Consider the following 16,648-nt stretch of genomic DNA (forward strand, 5'->3'; position numbering starts at 1 on the left):
TCGAGCACTATGCCTCCCGCGTGGTCACGTCCGGCACACGGCACTTCCGAGCCGGCTGTCCTTCACAGTCTGCGCCTGTCCGCAGGCCGTGTCAGGCGGTTCGATCGCGACCACGGGGTCGCGTCGGTCACTCGGCCGGGGAACCCTGCTCGGGGAGTTGGGCACCCTGTTCGAGGAGTTGCCGGAAGACGTCTTCCGGCTGTGCGCCGGAGACCGCGAGCCGTCGGTCGACGACGAAGAACGGCACGCCGGTGACCTGGAGGTCGCGCGCTGCCTGCAGGTCGGCGCGCACGTCGGCAACGGCCGCCTCGGAATCGAGCTGGGCGTTCACTGCGTCGCGATCGAGTCCGGCGCTCTCGGCGATGTCGAGCAGCACCTCCCGGTCGTCGACCGCCTTCCCTTCGGTGAAGTGGGCACGGAACAGTGCGTCCACCACGGCATCCCGGCGGTCACCGGCAAGGTGGATCAGCCGGTGCGCGTCGAAGGTGTTCGCCGCGATCGCGGTGTCGAAGTTCAGTTGCAGCCCTGCCGACGCCGCGTTCCCGGCGACCTGCTCGAACATCTGCCGAACCTGCTCGGGCTGCATTCCCTTGCCGGCCACCAGTGCGTCCAGCTCACGCCGCCCGGCGCCCACCGGCGTATCCGGTGCCAGCTGGTATGCCCGCCAGGTCACCCGGACCCGATCCTTGTCGGGAAACTGCTCGAGTGCCGCGGAGAACCGCGTCTTCCCGATATAGCACCACGGGCAGGCGATGTCCGACCAGATTTCGACGTCGATCGTCTCGTTGCTCACGAAAGTTGAAACGTCAATCTGTGGCGTTGTGTTCCTCAGGATTCCAGTGCGGCGTCGAGGGTGATCTCCACCCCGGTGAGAGCCTTGCTCACGGGGCAGGTCCGTTTCGCCTCCTGCGCCGCGTTCTGGAACCCGGTCTCGTCCAGCCCGTCGACCTCGCCACGCACGGTGAGCACGATCCCGGTGAGCTTGAAGCCGGGATCGTCCGGGCCGAGCGAGACGTCCGCACGCACGTCCAGGTTCTGGACGGTGCCACCGGACTCCCCGATCAGTGCCGACAGTTGCATCGCGAAGCAGGAGGAGTGTGCCGCGGCGATCAGCTCCTCCGGGCTCGTGGCGCCACCCGCGTCGTCGGCCGCCCGCTTCGGGAAGGACACCTCGAAGGTCGCCAGACCCGAACTCGTCAGCTCGACCTGCCCACCCCCGTCCTGCAGCGATCCGTTCCAGGCAGTACGTGCGGTGCGTGTGGGCATGGGATCTCCCTCGTGTCGTCAGGTTCGTCGGTTCGCGTGGTGGGCGGTCCCTGTCGGGCTACCCGGCCCCACCCCAACCTACGCATCCGCACGACCTCACTCGGCCGGACCGACCCAGATACACACGAGAGGGATGCGAAACGGGCGGGCAACTTTCGTCGCCCGCCCGTTGGTGTCGCTGCTGCTCCGGCTACTCCGCGTCGCCCGCGGCCGTCTTGGCCAGGTCGACGGGGACCTCGTCCGGCACGGTGACCGGCTTCTGCTCGCCGCGGAACGTGAACTTCGCGTCCTCACCCGCGCCCTCGCCGTCCCAGTTCTCGACGTCGACGTACACGATCTGGCCGGGGCCCACCTCGCCGAAGAGGATCTTCTCCGACAGCTGGTCCTCGATCTCACGCTGAATCGTGCGGCGCAGCGGCCGGGCACCGAGCACCGGATCGAAGCCGCGCTTGGCCAGCAGGGACTTGGCCAGGTCGGTGACCTCGATGTCCATGTCCTTGTTCTTCAGCGCGGTCTCGACGCGACCGATCATCAGGTCCACCATCTCGACGATCTGCTCGGTGGTGAGCTGGTGGAAGACGACGATGTCGTCGATGCGGTTGAGGAACTCGGGCCGGAAGTGCTTCTTCAGCTCGTCGTTGACCTTGAGCTTCATCCGCTCGTAGTTGGACTCGGCACCGCTGCCCTGGGTGAAGCCCAGACCCACGGCCTTCGAGATGTCCGACGTACCGAGGTTCGAGGTGAAGATCAGCACGGTGTTCTTGAAGTCGACCGTGCGGCCCTGGCCGTCCGTGAGGCGGCCGTCCTCGAGGACCTGCAGGAGCGTGTTGTAGATCTCCTGGTGAGCCTTCTCGATCTCGTCGAACAGGACCACGGAGAACGGCTTGCGGCGCACCTTCTCGGTGAGCTGGCCGCCCTCCTCGTATCCGACGTATCCGGGGGGCGCACCGAACAGGCGCGACGCGGTGAACCGGTCGTGGAACTCGCCCATGTCGATCTGGATGAGCGCATCGTCCTCACCGAAGAGGAAGTTCGCCAGCGCCTTGGACAGCTCGGTCTTACCGACACCGGACGGGCCGGCGAAGATGAACGAACCGGACGGACGCTTCGGGTCCTTCAGGCCGGCACGGGTACGACGGATCGCCTTGGAGACGGCCTTGACGGCATCCTCCTGGCCGATGATCCGCTTGTGCAGCTCGTCCTCCATGCGGAGCAGACGAGTGGTCTCCTCCTCGGTGAGCTTGAACACCGGGATGCCGGTCCAGTTGCCCAGGACCTCGGCGATCTGCTCGTCGTCGACCTCGGCGATGACGTCCAGGTCACCGGAGCGCCACTGCTTCTCCCGCTCGGCCCGCTGCGCGACGAGGGTCTTCTCCTTGTCGCGCAGGTTCGCCGCCTTCTCGAAGTCCTGCGCATCGATCGCGGACTCCTTCTCCCGGCGGGCGTCGGCGATCTTGTCGTCGAACTCACGCAGGTCCGGCGGAGCCGTCATGCGGCGAATGCGCATGCGGGCACCGGCCTCGTCGATGAGGTCGATCGCCTTGTCCGGCAGGAAGCGGTCGTTGATGTAGCGGTCCGCGAGGGTGGCCGCCGCGACCAGCGCGCCGTCGGTGATGGAGACGCGGTGGTGGGCCTCGTACCGGTCGCGGAGACCCTTGAGGATCTCGATGGTGTGCTCGACCGTCGGCTCGCCGACCTGCACCGGCTGGAACCGGCGCTCCAGGGCGGCGTCCTTCTCGATGTACTTGCGGTACTCGTCGAGGGTGGTGGCACCGATGGTCTGCAGCTCGCCGCGCGCCAGCTTCGGCTTGAGGATCGACGCCGCGTCGATCGCGCCCTCGGCGGCACCTGCGCCGACGAGCGTGTGCAGCTCGTCGATGAACAGGATGATGTCGCCGCGGGTGTTGATCTCCTTGAGCACCTTCTTGAGGCGTTCCTCGAAGTCACCGCGGTACCGGCTGCCGGCCACCAGCGACCCGAGGTCGAGGGTGTAGAGCTGCTTGTCCTTGAGGGTCTCGGGGACCTCGCCGTTGACGATGGCCTGTGCGAGGCCTTCGACGACGGCGGTCTTGCCCACACCAGGCTCGCCGATGAGGACCGGGTTGTTCTTGGTGCGGCGGCTCAGCACCTGCATCACTCGCTCGATCTCCTTCGAGCGGCCGATGACCGGGTCGAGCTTGCCTTCGAGGGCGGCCTGGGTCAGGTTGCGGCCGAACTGGTCGAGCACCAGCGACGTGGACGGGGTACCCGCCTCGCTGCGGGAGCCGCCCGTTTCCTGCGGCTCCTTGCCCTGGTATCCCGACAGCAGCTGGATGACCTGCTGACGCACCCGGTTGAGATCGGCGCCGAGCTTGACCAGAACCTGCGCCGCCACGCCTTCACCCTCACGGATGAGGCCGAGCAGGATGTGCTCCGTACCGATGTAGTTGTGTCCGAGCTGCAGCGCTTCACGCAAGCTGAGCTCGAGGACCTTCTTGGCGCGCGGCGTGAAGGGGATGTGACCGGACGGCGCCTGCTGGCCCTGTCCGATGATCTCCTCGACCTGGCTGCGTACTCCTTCGAGGGAGATGTCCAACGACTCCAGCGACTTGGCAGCGACACCTTCGCCCTCGTGGATGAGGCCGAGCAGGATGTGCTCCGTACCGATGTAGTTGTGGTTGAGCATCCTGGCCTCTTCCTGGGCCAGGACAACAACGCGCCGTGCGCGATCGGTGAACCTCTCGAACATCGCTCTCCCTCACATATCCAGCAGTCAGGTCCCGAGACCGGGTGTCTCGTCTCTGTCTGCCGCGTTTCGCTCCGGCACTACTGGCGGATAGCTCACGGAACCGGCTCGACCCGACGAATCGAGCTGAGGTTCCACGACCCCACACATCACTGTAGTTGGCGCAGGTACGCCCTGCCGCTCCTCCACCGGTTACCGGTGGTTCGGTGCCGGCATGAACAGAACAACGCCGCAGGTGGAGGAATCGTTTCCCATCCGCTGTACGCCACAAGCGAACAGAGTCGACTTTCCGGTCGGCCACTCGAGCCTGGCCTGGTCACGCCGCTGCCACCGGTGGGCAGTACTCTCGACGCGCGCTGCATCGACGTCCACTTGCATCGACGTCGAGTCACTTCATGCACAGGGGGAGCTATGCATCTGCGCCCGAACGTCCGTGTCTTCTTCACCGCAACTGTGATGGTGTGCGGTGTGACGGTGGCGGGATGCGGGGCCGAGGTCGTCGCCGCTGTAGCCGTTGCTGCGGACCCACCCGTTGAACGCACTTCCCACTCGCAGGGCTCAGTACCCGCGAACGGCGCCGAGCAGAGTTTCGCTGATATCGCCGCAGAGGAGATGCGAGTTCGCATTCCGTTCCGGCCTGACGTCGATCCGCCGCCGGACTGGCCACGGATCAAGGTACCGTCCACCCGCGTGGAAGTTCCCGAGGGGAGCCCTCAACCTCTGGTCATCAGCTCCGGCTGGACATACGACGTCCCACCCAGCCGGCGCGCCGCGCAGGGGTCGATGGCCGGTTGGACGACCGACACCTTCGGCCCGATCCTGTACAAGCCGATCGGCGACCTGAAGTCGCAGTCGTGCGACGGAGAATGGATCGGACTTGCCGGCGTTGCCGGCTACAGCGGAACTCCGGTTCTCGATGCTGCGGTCAACGAAATCGAGCTCGCCGAGCACGTGGTCGGGGACGACGGGGATCCGGCTCCGACGGTCACCTGTTCAGAGCCCATCCGGTCCACTATCGGCGGGCTCGAGGCCGCTCGCGTCAGTGCCCGGGTCGCAGACATCGTCAGTGACGATCGTGGCCCGTCAACCGTTCGTTTCGAGGTTGTAGCCGTTCCCGCCTTCTCGAATCGCGAGGTCATGGTGTTGATGGTGATGACTGCCGAAGGACTCGAGCCGGTCGACCCCGGTGTGCCCGACACGATCTTCTCTTCCCTGCGGCGGACGGATGGACATGGCAACTGAAGGCAAGGATGAAGTCGAGCGCACCGCGACTGAACCCGAGGTCGAACAGCCGGAGGGCGAGAACGGCAACGATCCTTACGCCGATATGACGATGCGTAAGGCCGTCCTGGGCATCATCGGCGGCCTCTCGAAGATCGCGCTCAAACTGATCCTGATCCTCGCCCTCGCCGGCGGCGCGATCTACGGCGTCCTGTACGGCGTCGGGTACCTCGGTGCAAAAGCTATCGAGTCGGCAGCACCCGGCGAGTCCGACGATGAGACGGACGACGTGCAAGCGTTTCGTGATGCGCTCGAGTCCGAGCTATCGCCCTCCCAGCGGTTCCGGCCGACCGCACCACTCCCAGAAGGCATGGAAACAGTCGACTGGCCACCCGCGAAGATCGTCGTGCCCGCGGGCTCGCCACAACCGATCGCCACAAGGCAAGGGTGGACCTACACAATTCCCGCAGAATGGACAAATGTCCATGACGGCTTCATCGGGTGGTCGACGGAGAGCTATGGCGCAGTTGCGTACGGTTCAGCGGGGAGCCTGAAGAGCACGACCTGCAACCACACCGATATTGCCTTCTCCGGTTCCGCTGGAAGAAACGGAGAAAGCCTCGAAGATGCCGCACGCGCCGAAATCAGGATCGCAGAACACGCCTACACAAAAGCCGGGCATCCGCAACCCGTCGTAACGTACTCGGATCTGCAGACTTTCGAAATAGATGGCCACCCTGCCGTTCGCACTTCTGCTCATGTGACCAACATTACGGACGACGAGTGCGATATCTCTGCCGCAAATTTCGAAATTGTTGCCGTCCCCGGATTCAGCGACGCAGAAGTCGCAGTATTTATAGTTCATACGAAAGAAATCCCAGGCGAGAAGCTCGACGCTCGCATTTCGGACGAGGTGCTTTCGACGATTCGACCGTCCTAGGATTTCACGAATACCGATCAACACTGAAGCATCCGAGGAGAAAGACCTTGAGTTTCGAAGCACGCCCCGGTGAAATCGCAGGACTCGGGAAGCAGACCAAGTCAATTTCCGAGGACGTTTTCTCGGCCAAGAGGTATGTCGATGAGCACACCGTAGCCTTTGGCATATTTTCAGGAACCATACTAGGAGCACTGGACAAACCTTTCGAGATCGCGCGCGAAGCGGTTTCGAAGGAGTTCAACGACCTCGGCGAGAAAACCGAAAGCATGGCGGTTGAGCTGAACCGCGCGGCTTGGATGTACCACAGGACCGACAAGCAAACCTACGATGCACTGAACGCCCATATGGCGGACAAAAGCTTTGACACCTCGCCGTACGGCTCAGACGCGCCGGCCCCGGGCCCGGCCGAGCCGTACCCGGACCCGGCTCGGTACGCTCTTCCCGAAGACTTCGAGCTGAAGGCTCCTGATCACGGAAGCAGCGATATCCGCGAGGTCATCGCCGAAGCTGGGGGCTGGCTCGGCGATGTCGATACTTTTGTCAAGGAAGTCAGCGGATGGAGCCCCATCGAGACTCTCATCCAGCCACTCAACGGAAACTGGAACGAACTCAAACGCATCGGTGATGCCTACAAGAATGCAGGCAACGCGATCGAGGCGTGTGGCGATAGTATGAAATCGGGAAAGAGTCAGATCTCGGACTGGTGGAAAGGGAAAGCGGCCGACCGCTACCAGGATTACGCAACCCGCCAACATGAGGCGCTGCAATGGTGGGGGCCAAGCCTTCGCGTTGCCGAGAAGATGTTGACATACCTTTCCAACAAACTCCTCTCCGGAATCAAAGAACTCGTAGTCTGGATCAAGGACTGGCTGGAAAAGCAGGTAAAACTCGAAAGCGGCATCACCGGAGCTTTCAAGTTCGTAATAAAGAACACCCTTGCCGGGAAAGCTGCGATACTTCTCAAAGTGATCTATGATGCCAAGAATCTACTTACCAAGATCATGAATGGAATCAAAGATCTCGTCGAAGCGGCGCGAGACAATCTTCCCTACATATTTTCGCCTTCCGGAACATACAACGAAAATTTCGAAAAGACACTCAAGCCATTCAACGAGGTACTGAAAACAGGAAAGACTATACGCGACGTAAAAAACACCGCAGATTCCGGCCCTGCTGTGAACAGGCCGAAAGATGACTTCTCAGTGGGGACGGGTAACGAGCCGTGGGCGGCAGCATCATGACCAGCGAGGGCGAAGTTCCTCCACACCTGCTTGGACCATATCGTCGAATAATCGAAGCAGGCGAGAACCTGGAAACCATCCTTCATCAGGCTCAGGCTATTCGCCATGGCGACTGGGACAGCCGTACCGAAGTCGATGACGAGTTCATGGAGTTCTTGGCAGCTTCCTCGTTGGCCTCGGACGAACTGCGCGCCTACGCAGCGCGAGTTGCAGGCGGCGAGTGCAGGTGGGCCGAAATCGAGACCCTTGCCTCGCCCCGGCCACCGGAGCTGGCAGATCTTCGCGACGACACAGAGTTCATCTGGACCTTCCCCGAAGTTGCGCCAACTACCCCTGAACCGAAGCCCGAGGTGCATTGGGAGGACGAAGAGCCGTACCAGTTCAAGTGGGAGTAGCCGCGCCTCGCCAGCTCATCCGGTTCGTACCAATTCGCACTGACCAAGGAGTCAATCGCGCATGAAGCGCACCACCCTGCTTACCCTCGTCGCCACCATCGGTCTGGCCGTCACTGCGTGCAGCAGCAACGACGACACAGTCGCCGCCGACGCCGGAACAACCACGACCACCGCAGCTGAGTCTGCGCCCCACTCAGCGGACTCGGAGGATGCCCCTACGACGGCAACTGCCTCGGTGTCACCGAACCTCGCGGGCCTCGACCCCTGCTCGCTGCTGAGTAGCGAAGAAGCGGCGGCGACAACCGGCGGACCGACGAGCGAACCTCAGCGCGAAATAGGTGAAAACACAGTCCAATGCTCCTGGGGCTCCATTGTCAAACCCGAAACAGGTGATATCAGCGTCGCGGTATGGGATATGGGCGATTTCGGCCCCCCGAACAAAGACCAGTTCGGCACGATCGGTGGCCGAACTGTCTACATCATCCAAGGAGCCAACGAACGTCACTGCAGCCTCTCCACAACGCTCAGCAATGAGCGACGGCTCCTGATGTCTCTCGTTCCCGCCGAGCCGAAGATTCAGGCCCTACCCGGATACGGCACCTCGATCACGCCGCGCCCCGACTACGACCCGAACGATCCGATGGCATCCGCCTTCGAAATCGAACTGGAGGTGTCGGACACGATCTGGTGCGAGAGCCTTTTCGACGCGATGGAGAAGGTTGCCGACCGCACCGGCTGGTAGATCGCCCGACCCTGTAGTCATGTCGATGGCCCTGCAGGGCACCGTCCACTGCGGGATGTGCAGCCCCGGCCCGTACTTACAGTGCGGTTGAGACTTCGTCAACGGCCGGGCTGCCCACGTCGTCCAAGGATCGGGCCAAGGACACCGCGGCACTTCCACCCGGACGACCCCCTCACCTCGGCACCGGAGATCGGTATCGGCTTGAAGAACACCGTGTGGTGCGGCTTCACCCTCGACCGGATCGAGCCCGTCGCCGACCGCACCGGCTGGTAACACAACCAACGCAGACGAATGGGGCGCCCACCTTCTCGGGACGGGCGCCCCATTCGTCGTTCGACGTCAGTCTGGTCGAATTACCGGCATTCGGCGACCAGGAATCGAACGGCTGGTTACCGCCACTCGTCGCCCGGTTTGCCGGAAATTGACTCGAGGTCAGTTCTCCTTGTTGTAGGCATCGACGATATCGGCGGAGATTCGCCCTCGCGCCGACACCTTCAAGCCTTTCTGCCGCGCCCATTCACGAATGGCAGCGCTCTCCTCGCGGCTGGCCGAGGCGCGACCCTTCGACGGCGTACCCGCAGCTCCACGCGCCTTACGGCGGCCGGAGACCTTGCGTGCATGCGACACCCACTCGTCGAGCGTCTCCCGCAACCTGGCCGCATTCTCCGAGGAAAGATCGATCTCGTACTGAACGCCGTCGAGTGCGAACTCGACGGTTTCGTCGGCCGGCGCCTCCTGATCCAGGTCGTCGATCAGAGTGACGGTGACTTTCTTCGCCATGGGATCAAATTCCTCTCGAATGAAGCGGTGCTCAATGTGGAGTACTTCCCGCTGGAAAGACTACCCCGATCGAGAGGAGATCGAATACCTAGGTAATGAAATTCTCTTTACCGAATGAAAGTCGCACGAATCGGCGCGGGCCCCGCGATTACTCAGCGACTGGGCTTCACCGTCGGGAACAGGATGGTTTCGCGAATACCGAGACCGGTGAGCGCCATCAGCAACCGATCGATCCCCATGCCCGTCCCGGTCGTGGGCGGCATCCCCTGCTCCATCGCGGTCAGGAAGTCCTCGTCGAGCACCATCGCCTCGTCGTCGCCCGCCGCCGCGAGACGGGCCTGATCGAGGAACCGCTCCCGCTGGATGACCGGATCGACGAGTTCCGAGTAGCCCGTCGCCAGCTCGAACCCGCGCACGTACAGGTCCCACTTCTCGGTGACACCCGGCTTGCTGCGGTGATCACGCGTGAGCGGGGACGTCTCGACCGGGAAGTCGCGAACGAACGTGGGCTCGAACAGCTGGTCGCCGCACTGGTGCTCCCACAGCTCCTCGACGAGCTTGCCGTGCCCGTAGCCCTTGCCCTCGGGAACCTCGAGCCCCACCTTCCCGGCGAGGGCGAGAAGCTCGTCCACCGTCGTGTCGGGAGTCACCTCGACGCCGATGGCCGCCGACAGGGACGGGTACATCTCGAGCGTCTTCCATTCACCACCGAAGTCGTACTGCGTCCCGTCCGCCAACGTCACGACATGACTGCCGAACACCGCGAGAGCGATCTCCTGGATCAGTTCACGGATCATCCGGGCGGAATCGTCGTACGTGCCGTATGCCTCGTACGTCTCGAGCATCGCGAACTCCGGCGAGTGGGTCGAGTCGACACCCTCGTTCCGGAAGTTGCGGTTGATCTCGAAGACCCGCTCCAGCCCGCCGACCACCGCACGCTTGAGGAACAGCTCGGGCGCGATCCGCAGGAACAGGTCGATGTCGAGGGCGTTGGAATGGGTGACGAACGGCCGCGCCGCCGCGCCGCCGTGCAGCGTCTGCAGCATGGGCGTCTCGATCTCGAGGAAGTCGCGTCGCTCCAGCCCCGCACGGAGCTCACGCACGACGGCCACCCGCTTGCGCGCCGTCTCGCGCGCCTCCGGCCGGACGATGAGGTCGGCGTAGCGCTGCCGGACGCGCGATTCCTCGCTCATCTCCTTGTGCGCCACGGGCAGGGGGCGCAGCGCCTTCGACGCGAGTTCCCACGAGTCGGCCATGACGGACAGTTCGCCACGACGGGAGCTGATGACCTCGCCGGCGATACAGACGAAATCACCCAGGTCGACATCGGACTTCCACGCCGCCAGGGATTCCTCCCCGACGGCCCCCAGGCTGATCATCGCCTGCAACTGGGTGCCGTCTCCCTCCTGCAGGGTCGCGAAACACAGCTTGCCGGTGTTGCGCTGGAAGATGACGCGGCCGACGACCCCGACGTGCTCACCGGTAGCGGTGTCCGGCTCGAGGTTCGGGTGCGCCCGGCGGACCTCCGCGAGCGAGTGGGTACGCGGGACGGAGACCGGATAGGCCTGCTTCCCCTCGGCGAGCAGGCGGGCGCGCTTCTCCTGTCGGATGCGGAGCTGCTCTGGGGTGTCGTCCGGCGTCTGCGTCACTTCGTCACTCACAGGTCACCAGGGTAATCGACCCGGCGACGCCCGCCGCGTCGGCCGACTAGTGCGCGGAGACGGTGGCCAGCTCACGGGTGCTGTGTGTGGCCCCGATCACCGCGCCGACGAGTCCCGCGGACTTGATCGCCTGGTAGCCGCCGACCAGATCGGTGGCCCGGTGCAGGCCCAGGTCCTGGAGCGCGGCAGCCGCCAGGCTCGAGGTGTATCCCTCCGAGCAGATGACGATCCACTCGACGTCGTGGTCCACGGCGAGCGCGATCCGGGCGCTGCTCGCGGGATCGAGTCGCCACTCGAGGACGTTTCGCTCGATGGCCAGGGCGCCGGGCAGGGTGCCCTCGCGGTCGCGCTGTGCCTGCGGTCGGATGTCCACGACGTGTGCACCCCGTGCGATGGCTTCCTGCAGTTCGAAGACGTACATGCGGCGGTACTTCGAGCGCGCTTCTTCGAGCATCTGGTCGATGGTCATTTCGATGCTCCCTCGGGGAGTTCGGTGAGTTCGGTACGGGAGCGGCGCAGGGTGCCGCGATCGGTGACCTCGTAGTAGGACATCGCGGTGAGCGGCGGCGAGTAGGCATGCACGCTCAGCGTCGGGGCCGGTGGGACGCCGAGCGGATCCGGGGCGCGCATGACGTCGTGCACCCAGCCGAGGGGAAACGACGCCTGGTCACCCGCGGCGAGTGTCCGGTGCTTGAGTTCGTTTCCCGCCCAGCGGTATTCGTCCAGGGCGCCGGTCAGAACGGTGAGCGCACCGAACGAGCCGGCGTGGTCGTGCAGTTCGGTGGACCGATCCGGGGTCCAGCTGATCAGCCAGACGTCGAGGTCGTCGTCCTGATGCAGTCGGGTGGACCACCGCTCGTCGGTGGGCCAGGCCGCCGGGAGCAGGGCGTCGTAGCGACCGTCGAGCACCGCGGAGGCGCCTTCGTCGGTGATACGCAGCAGGTCGGCCGGACGCAGACGCGTGGGCACGACGGACGTGGATGAGGATACGGGCGCAGAAGGATACGTGGACAACACGAGCGTGACTCCAGGAGTGTGAATTTGACCGAGGCAGCGTTCAGCCTCGACAACACTCCTGGGCGCTCATGGTCGAATACACGCTGGCCATTGTGGCACAGAATCCCGGCCGGGGAAAGAGATGCGGGAAAGCCCGGTCACCGCGGCCCGCCGCGACGGCTCGCCGCGGCCCGCCGCGCCAGATTCCGTTCGAACACCAGACGCAGGCCGACGAGCGTGAGCTCCGGCTCGAGATGCTCGATCTCCTCCGACTCGGGCGCGATCAACGGTGCGGTACTTCCGGTCGCGACGACGGCGACGTCGTCGCCCGACAACTCGTCGAATTCGTCACGCACCCGGCCCACGAGCCCGTCGACGAGGCCGGCGAAGCCGAACACCGCCCCGGCCTGCATGGCCTCGACGGTGTTCTTCCCCACCACCGACCGCGGCCGGACCAGCTCCACCCGCCGCAGCGCGGCCGATTGGGTCGCCAGTGCGTCACTCGAGATCTCCACCCCGGGTGCGATCGCGCCCCCGAGGAACTCCCCCTTGGCGGACACCACGTCCACCACGGTCGACGTCCCGAAATCGACCACGATCGCCGCACCGCCGTAGAGGTGGTGCGCCGAGAGCGCGTTGACGATGCGGTCCGCCCCCACTTCCTTGGGGTTGTCCACCAGTAGCGGGACCCCGGTTCGCACGCCGGGTTCGACCACCACGTGCGGCACATGGTCCCAGTAACGCGAGAGCATCACCCGCAGCTCACGCAGTACCGAGGGCACCGTGGACAGGGCGGCGACGCCGGTGATCTGCTCGGCGTCCGCCCCCAGCAGCCCCCGGACGGTCAGCGCGAGCTCGTCCGCCGTCACTCCCGGTTCCGTACGCATCCGCCAGTCCTGAACCAGCCGGGCGTGCTCGCCCGACCCGGTGAACAGGCCGAGCACGATGTTCGTGTTCCGGACGTCGACGGCGAGGAGCATGCTCACACCAGGGACGACAACATGCGGGGCGTGATCAGTCCCGATCCCTCGGGGGCGTGCGCCGGGTCGGAGCCCAGTTCGACCTGCTTGTTGTCGGCGTCCACGAACACCACGCGCGGAGCGTAGTCGCGCACTTCCTGCTCGCTCATGACGCCGTAGGCGATGAGGATCACCAAGTCACCCGGCTTCACCAGATGGGCTGCCGCACCGTTGATTCCGATCACACCGCTGCCCCGCTCCCCGGCGATGACGTAGGTCTCGAGGCGGGCTCCGTTGTCGATGTCGACGATGCACACCTGCTCACCCTCGAGCAGGTCCGCAGCGTCCATCAGGTCCTGGTCGACGGTGACGGAACCGACGTAGTGCAGGTCCGCATGGGTGACGGTGGCTCGGTGGATCTTCGACTTCATCATGGTGCGAAACATGTTCGTGGTCCCTGTCCTTCGGTGTGACGGTCTGTCCGGGGTGGCGTCTGTCGGGGTGGCGAGGCGATCGGCAGCGGCTGTCAGTGGGCGAGGAGGTCGTCTTCACCGGGGGATCCGGTGCCGGAATCCCGTTCGAGGAACCCGGTTCCGACCGCGACCCCGACGTTGTCGATCAGGCGGGTCTTTCCGATCCTGGCCGCCACCAGTAGCCGGCCGTCGCCCCGCTCGGGCGGTTCGGTGAGGTCCGGTGCCCGCACCTCGAGGTAGTCGACCTCGATCTGCGGAAACGCCGCGAGCACCTCACGGGCCGTGGCCACGATCGCGTCCGCTCCCCCGGCTCCGGCATGCGCCCCGGCGATCAGCGCGGCGGACAGTGCCGTGGCCGCGGTCCGCTCCTCGTCGTCGAGATAGCGATTGCGTGAGGACAGCGCCAGACCGTCGTGCTCCCGCACGGTCGGGACACCGACGATGCGCACGTCGAAGTCGAGATCGGTCACCATCTGGCGGATCAGGGTGAGTTGCTGGTAGTCCTTCTCCCCGAAATACGCAACGTGGGGCGCCGCGATCTGGAGAAGTTTCGCCACCACCGTGAGCATTCCCGCGAAATGCGTCGGGCGGCTGCCGCCCTCGAGTTCGGCGCCCAGAGGGCCGGGGACGATCGTGGTCCGCGGCCCGTTCGGGTACATCGCCGTCGCGGTCGGCACGAATGCCAACTCGACTCCGGCATCGCGGAGCAACTGCAGATCGGCATCGAGTGTGCGCGGGTACGCGTCGAGGTCCTCCCCCTCACCGAACTGCAACGGGTTGACGAAGATGGACACGATCACGACGGCACCGGTCAGTTTCGCCACCCGTACCAGTTCCAGGTGCCCGGCGTGCAGCGCGCCCATCGTGGGTACCAGCGCCACCTGACGCCCGACGCCACGCAGTGCCCGCGACACCCGGGTCAGTACCGCAGGATCGTGGTGGACGGTCAGTTCTCCGCGGGCGTAGCCGCCCTGTACCGCGCTCGTCACGACAGACCTTCCAGCATCTCGATGAGTTCGGACCGGGACCGCGCCTGCCGGGCGGTACGCAACGACAGCGCGCGGTATCCCGCGGCGAGCTCGGGATCCAGGTCGCCGAGCACACGCAGGTGGGTCGCCACCGCCTCCGTGTCACCGCGCGCGACCGGACCGGTGAGCGCGGACTGCCCGCGACGCAGGGCATTGTCGAGGGCGGCGGACAGCAGTGGCTGGAGAACGCGCTCGGCCAGTCCGTTCGGGTCGTCGTCGACGAGTTGCTGTCCCAGCAGCTCCTGCCCCCCGAGCGCTGCACGCAGCGCGGCGACGGCATCGACGACCAACGTGACGAGGTGGTTGCTCCCGTGCGCGAGCGCGGCGTGATAGAGCGGTCGCAGGTCTTCCCGGACCCGGAACGGCTCACCACCGATTTCCAGGACGAGGGACTGACCGATCGCGTAGCCGACCTCGTCGGCAGCGGTGATTCCGAAACACGCCGACGCCAGCCGGGCGGTGTCCTCGTCGTGGCCGGTGAACGTCATCGCCGGATGCACCGCGAGCGGGATGATGCCCTGCGCGGTGAGTGGCTCGAGGATTCCGATGCCGTTGGCTCCGGACGTGTGGACGACGATGGTGCCCGGGGGAACGGCCTCGGTCGCGGCGAGACCCGCGACCAACGCGGCGAGTTCGGAGTCCGGGACCGACAGGATCAGCAGTTCGGAGCGTCCGACGACGTCGGCGACCGGGAGGATCTGCGAATCGGGCAGTCGGGTGCGGGCACGGTGCAGTGACGAGTCGGAGACGGCGGACACCGCTCCGACGACGTGACCGACCCGTTCGAGTGCCGCACCGAGCGCGGTGCCGACCTTGCCTGCCGAGACGACGCCTACCGTCAGGCGCGCAGGGGCCGGCCCATTGGTGATCCCGAAAGAGGTCACTGGAGTCCTCTCGTTCGTTCCAGTCCCGCCTTGCGGGTACCGGACGTTCTACCGAGTGAGGATAGTCCCGCTCGTGAAGTGACCGCCACGCCGATGTGGCGTGATCTGCGCCACCGGCCGTTGCCGGCGGATCGAGCTCGGCTACTCGGCGCGGCGGCGGCGACGTCCCGTTCCGACCTCGGGTGACGACGCGTCGTCGGCCGAGCGCATGTTGGCGATGATCTCGGCGACGGTGAGACCGCTCGAATGTGCTCCCGAGGGGGCCTCGTCGTCCTCGACGGCCCGGCGGCGCCGTCGCGGCGTGGCTTCGGGCTCCTGGGGGGCGTCCAGCTCCGCTTCCGGCTCTGCTTCCGGAACGAACTCGGCGGACTCGGCACCGCCCGCGACCCCGGCCTGCGGCTCCGGCTCTCGCTGTGGTTCCGGCTCTCGCTGTGGTTTCGCCACCGGCTCGGGTTCCGGAACCGGCTCCGGGGCCCGTTCCGCCGCGCGTCGTGCGACCGGCTCCGACGCCCGCGTGCTCGCCACGTCCGGCAATCCCGACGTGGAGAACCGCGGCACGGAGCCGCGCGGGTCCGTGCGCTCGGCGTCGGATTCGGGTGGCGACACGCGGCTTCCGTCCCGGGAGGCACCGGATGCGGGCCGACGAGTCTCGTACTCCTCCCGCACCTCCGCGGTGATGATCGCGGTCTCGGCAGTCACCGGCGCGTCGTCCGGCGAGGCCAGCATCGGTCCCGACGGCGTCGGACGCTCACCCGAGTTCGTCGAACCGGGAATGTAGAGCCCGGATGCCGCCGGTTGGTAACTCGAGTACGGGCCACCCGAAATCTCTTGCACCCGGGTCGAATCGGCGCGCAGGGCGATCCGCTCGGTGTGCAGTGCACCGTCGAAGAGTTGCTCGAGACTCTTACGCAGGGCGGACAGTTCCGCGCGCAGCGCCGCCATCTCCTCGGCGTCTGCGCCGACCTCGGCCCGGACCCGTTGCTCGACGGCCAACTCGTACTCGCGGCGCGCCGTGATCTCGCGTTCGAGCTGCAACTCGTACACCGTCTGCAGATCCGTCGCCTTCGCCTTGTCCAGTGCCGATTCGCGGCGGTACTTCGTGAGCGCGATGGCCCCGAACACGGTGCCCCACGCGGCGACCACGATGCCGACCCGCAACAGCTGCACGCTGTCGGTGAACACCAGGAACAGCGACGCCGCGACCGCGACGGCGAGCAGGGCGGCCACGATCATCTGGCCACCGCTGCGCGTACCCCGGCGCGCGGCGGCTCGTGGCCGACCCGCATTCGTCATGATCCCCAGGGTACTGGTCGGAACCCGTCACACCGGGCAGGAAA

General features: G+C 65.6%; 17 protein-coding genes. 5 read left to right on the forward strand and 12 right to left on the reverse strand.

The genetic code is table 11. The features are described 5' to 3' along the window. Positions 1–127: 127 nt before the first annotated feature. The 3 genes from G4H71_RS07785 to G4H71_RS07795 all read right to left on the reverse strand — a co-directional run bounded on the left by G4H71_RS07785 (position 128) and on the right by G4H71_RS07795 (position 3,994). Positions 128–793 carry a DsbA family oxidoreductase gene (locus G4H71_RS07785; RefSeq protein ID WP_083343320.1) on the reverse strand — a complete coding sequence of 222 codons (666 nt, stop codon included), beginning with the start codon at positions 791–793 and terminating at the stop codon, positions 128–130. 35 nt (positions 794–828) lie between these two features. Next, the gene (locus G4H71_RS07790; protein WP_072740007.1) at positions 829–1,266 is read right to left on the reverse strand and encodes an OsmC family protein; all 438 of its coding nucleotides are present in this window, start codon (positions 1,264–1,266) and stop codon (positions 829–831) included. A 190-nt stretch (positions 1,267–1,456) separates the two neighbouring features. After that, positions 1,457–3,994 carry an ATP-dependent Clp protease ATP-binding subunit gene (locus G4H71_RS07795; protein ID WP_072740008.1) on the reverse strand — a complete coding sequence of 846 codons (2,538 nt, stop codon included), beginning with the start codon at positions 3,992–3,994 and terminating at the stop codon, positions 1,457–1,459. Positions 3,995–4,402: 408 nt separating this feature from the next. Here G4H71_RS07795 and G4H71_RS07800 point away from each other — a divergent pair, with 408 nt between their 5' ends. The 5 genes from G4H71_RS07800 to G4H71_RS07820 all read left to right on the forward strand — a co-directional run bounded on the left by G4H71_RS07800 (position 4,403) and on the right by G4H71_RS07820 (position 8,530). Next, the gene (locus tag G4H71_RS07800; RefSeq protein WP_139278267.1) at positions 4,403–5,233 is read left to right on the forward strand and encodes a DUF8017 domain-containing protein; all 831 of its coding nucleotides are present in this window, start codon (positions 4,403–4,405) and stop codon (positions 5,231–5,233) included. Then, complete coding sequence (locus G4H71_RS07805) at positions 5,223–6,152, forward strand: DUF8017 domain-containing protein (protein ID WP_169847193.1); 930 nt, start codon at positions 5,223–5,225, stop codon at positions 6,150–6,152. Before G4H71_RS07800 ends, G4H71_RS07805 begins: the two co-directional genes overlap by 11 nt. Before the next feature lie 47 nt (positions 6,153–6,199). Next, positions 6,200–7,393 carry a WXG100 family type VII secretion target gene (locus G4H71_RS07810; RefSeq protein WP_072740011.1) on the forward strand — a complete coding sequence of 398 codons (1,194 nt, stop codon included), beginning with the start codon at positions 6,200–6,202 and terminating at the stop codon, positions 7,391–7,393. Beyond that, positions 7,375–7,788, forward strand: a complete 414-nt coding sequence (locus tag G4H71_RS07815; RefSeq protein ID WP_139183351.1) for a hypothetical protein — start codon at positions 7,375–7,377, stop codon at positions 7,786–7,788. Before G4H71_RS07810 ends, G4H71_RS07815 begins: the two co-directional genes overlap by 19 nt. Before the next feature lie 61 nt (positions 7,789–7,849). Then, positions 7,850–8,530: a DUF3558 family protein gene (locus G4H71_RS07820; RefSeq protein WP_072740012.1), complete on the forward strand. Its 681-nt coding sequence runs from the start codon at positions 7,850–7,852 to the stop codon at positions 8,528–8,530. 432 nt (positions 8,531–8,962) lie between these two features. Here the strand turns inward: G4H71_RS07820 and G4H71_RS07825 are convergent, their stop codons facing one another. The 9 genes from G4H71_RS07825 to G4H71_RS07865 all read right to left on the reverse strand — a co-directional run bounded on the left by G4H71_RS07825 (position 8,963) and on the right by G4H71_RS07865 (position 16,604). Then, positions 8,963–9,310, reverse strand: coding sequence for a histone-like nucleoid-structuring protein Lsr2 (locus G4H71_RS07825; protein ID WP_072740013.1), 348 nt, complete (start codon positions 9,308–9,310; stop codon positions 8,963–8,965). Positions 9,311–9,462: 152 nt separating this feature from the next. Beyond that, positions 9,463–10,971: a lysine--tRNA ligase gene (lysS, locus tag G4H71_RS07830; RefSeq protein ID WP_072740014.1), complete on the reverse strand. Its 1,509-nt coding sequence runs from the start codon at positions 10,969–10,971 to the stop codon at positions 9,463–9,465. 46 nt (positions 10,972–11,017) lie between these two features. Then, positions 11,018–11,440 (reverse strand): rhodanese-like domain-containing protein, encoded by a 423-nt coding sequence (locus G4H71_RS07835; protein WP_072740015.1) that lies wholly within the window; start codon positions 11,438–11,440, stop codon positions 11,018–11,020. After that, the gene (locus tag G4H71_RS07840) at positions 11,437–11,988 is read right to left on the reverse strand and encodes a cysteine dioxygenase (protein ID WP_072740016.1); all 552 of its coding nucleotides are present in this window, start codon (positions 11,986–11,988) and stop codon (positions 11,437–11,439) included. The genes G4H71_RS07835 and G4H71_RS07840 overlap by 4 nt, the downstream gene beginning before the upstream one ends. Before the next feature lie 137 nt (positions 11,989–12,125). Next, positions 12,126–12,947: a type III pantothenate kinase gene (locus G4H71_RS07845; protein ID WP_072740017.1), complete on the reverse strand. Its 822-nt coding sequence runs from the start codon at positions 12,945–12,947 to the stop codon at positions 12,126–12,128. A gap of 2 nt (positions 12,948–12,949) precedes the next feature. Further along, positions 12,950–13,372, reverse strand: a complete 423-nt coding sequence (panD, locus tag G4H71_RS07850; RefSeq protein ID WP_072740018.1) for an aspartate 1-decarboxylase — start codon at positions 13,370–13,372, stop codon at positions 12,950–12,952. 80 nt (positions 13,373–13,452) lie between these two features. Next, a complete protein-coding gene (panC, locus tag G4H71_RS07855) occupies positions 13,453–14,388 on the reverse strand; it encodes a pantoate--beta-alanine ligase (protein WP_072740019.1) in 936 nt (311 codons plus the stop codon). After that, positions 14,385–15,311 carry a Rossmann-like and DUF2520 domain-containing protein gene (locus G4H71_RS07860; RefSeq protein WP_072740020.1) on the reverse strand — a complete coding sequence of 309 codons (927 nt, stop codon included), beginning with the start codon at positions 15,309–15,311 and terminating at the stop codon, positions 14,385–14,387. Before G4H71_RS07860 ends, panC begins: the two co-directional genes overlap by 4 nt. A 141-nt stretch (positions 15,312–15,452) precedes the next feature. Further along, positions 15,453–16,604 carry a DUF6779 domain-containing protein gene (locus G4H71_RS07865; protein WP_083343322.1) on the reverse strand — a complete coding sequence of 384 codons (1,152 nt, stop codon included), beginning with the start codon at positions 16,602–16,604 and terminating at the stop codon, positions 15,453–15,455. Between the last annotated feature and the right edge of the window lie 44 nt (positions 16,605–16,648).

Origin of the sequence: Rhodococcus triatomae (assembly GCF_014217785.1) — a bacterium.
Lineage (GTDB): Bacteria > Actinomycetota > Actinomycetes > Mycobacteriales > Mycobacteriaceae > Rhodococcus_F > Rhodococcus_F triatomae.

Excerpts from the sequence above, each read along its gene's own strand:
- G4H71_RS07790 (WP_072740007.1), bottom strand. The coding sequence starts at position 1,266 with ATGCCCACACGCACCGCACGTACTGCCTGGAACGGATCGCTGCAGGAC.
- G4H71_RS07795 (WP_072740008.1), bottom strand. The coding sequence starts at position 3,994 with ATGTTCGAGAGGTTCACCGATCGCGCACGGCGCGTTGTTGTCCTGGCC.
- G4H71_RS07800 (WP_139278267.1), top strand. The coding sequence starts at position 4,403 with ATGCATCTGCGCCCGAACGTCCGTGTCTTCTTCACCGCAACTGTGATG.
- G4H71_RS07805 (WP_169847193.1), top strand. The coding sequence starts at position 5,223 with ATGGCAACTGAAGGCAAGGATGAAGTCGAGCGCACCGCGACTGAACCC.
- G4H71_RS07820 (WP_072740012.1), top strand. The coding sequence starts at position 7,850 with ATGAAGCGCACCACCCTGCTTACCCTCGTCGCCACCATCGGTCTGGCC.
- G4H71_RS07825 (WP_072740013.1), bottom strand. The coding sequence starts at position 9,310 with ATGGCGAAGAAAGTCACCGTCACTCTGATCGACGACCTGGATCAGGAG.
- G4H71_RS07835 (WP_072740015.1), bottom strand. The coding sequence starts at position 11,440 with ATGACCATCGACCAGATGCTCGAAGAAGCGCGCTCGAAGTACCGCCGC.
- G4H71_RS07845 (WP_072740017.1), bottom strand. The coding sequence starts at position 12,947 with ATGCTCCTCGCCGTCGACGTCCGGAACACGAACATCGTGCTCGGCCTG.
- panD (WP_072740018.1), bottom strand. The coding sequence starts at position 13,372 with ATGTTTCGCACCATGATGAAGTCGAAGATCCACCGAGCCACCGTCACC.
- G4H71_RS07865 (WP_083343322.1), bottom strand. The coding sequence starts at position 16,604 with ATGACGAATGCGGGTCGGCCACGAGCCGCCGCGCGCCGGGGTACGCGC.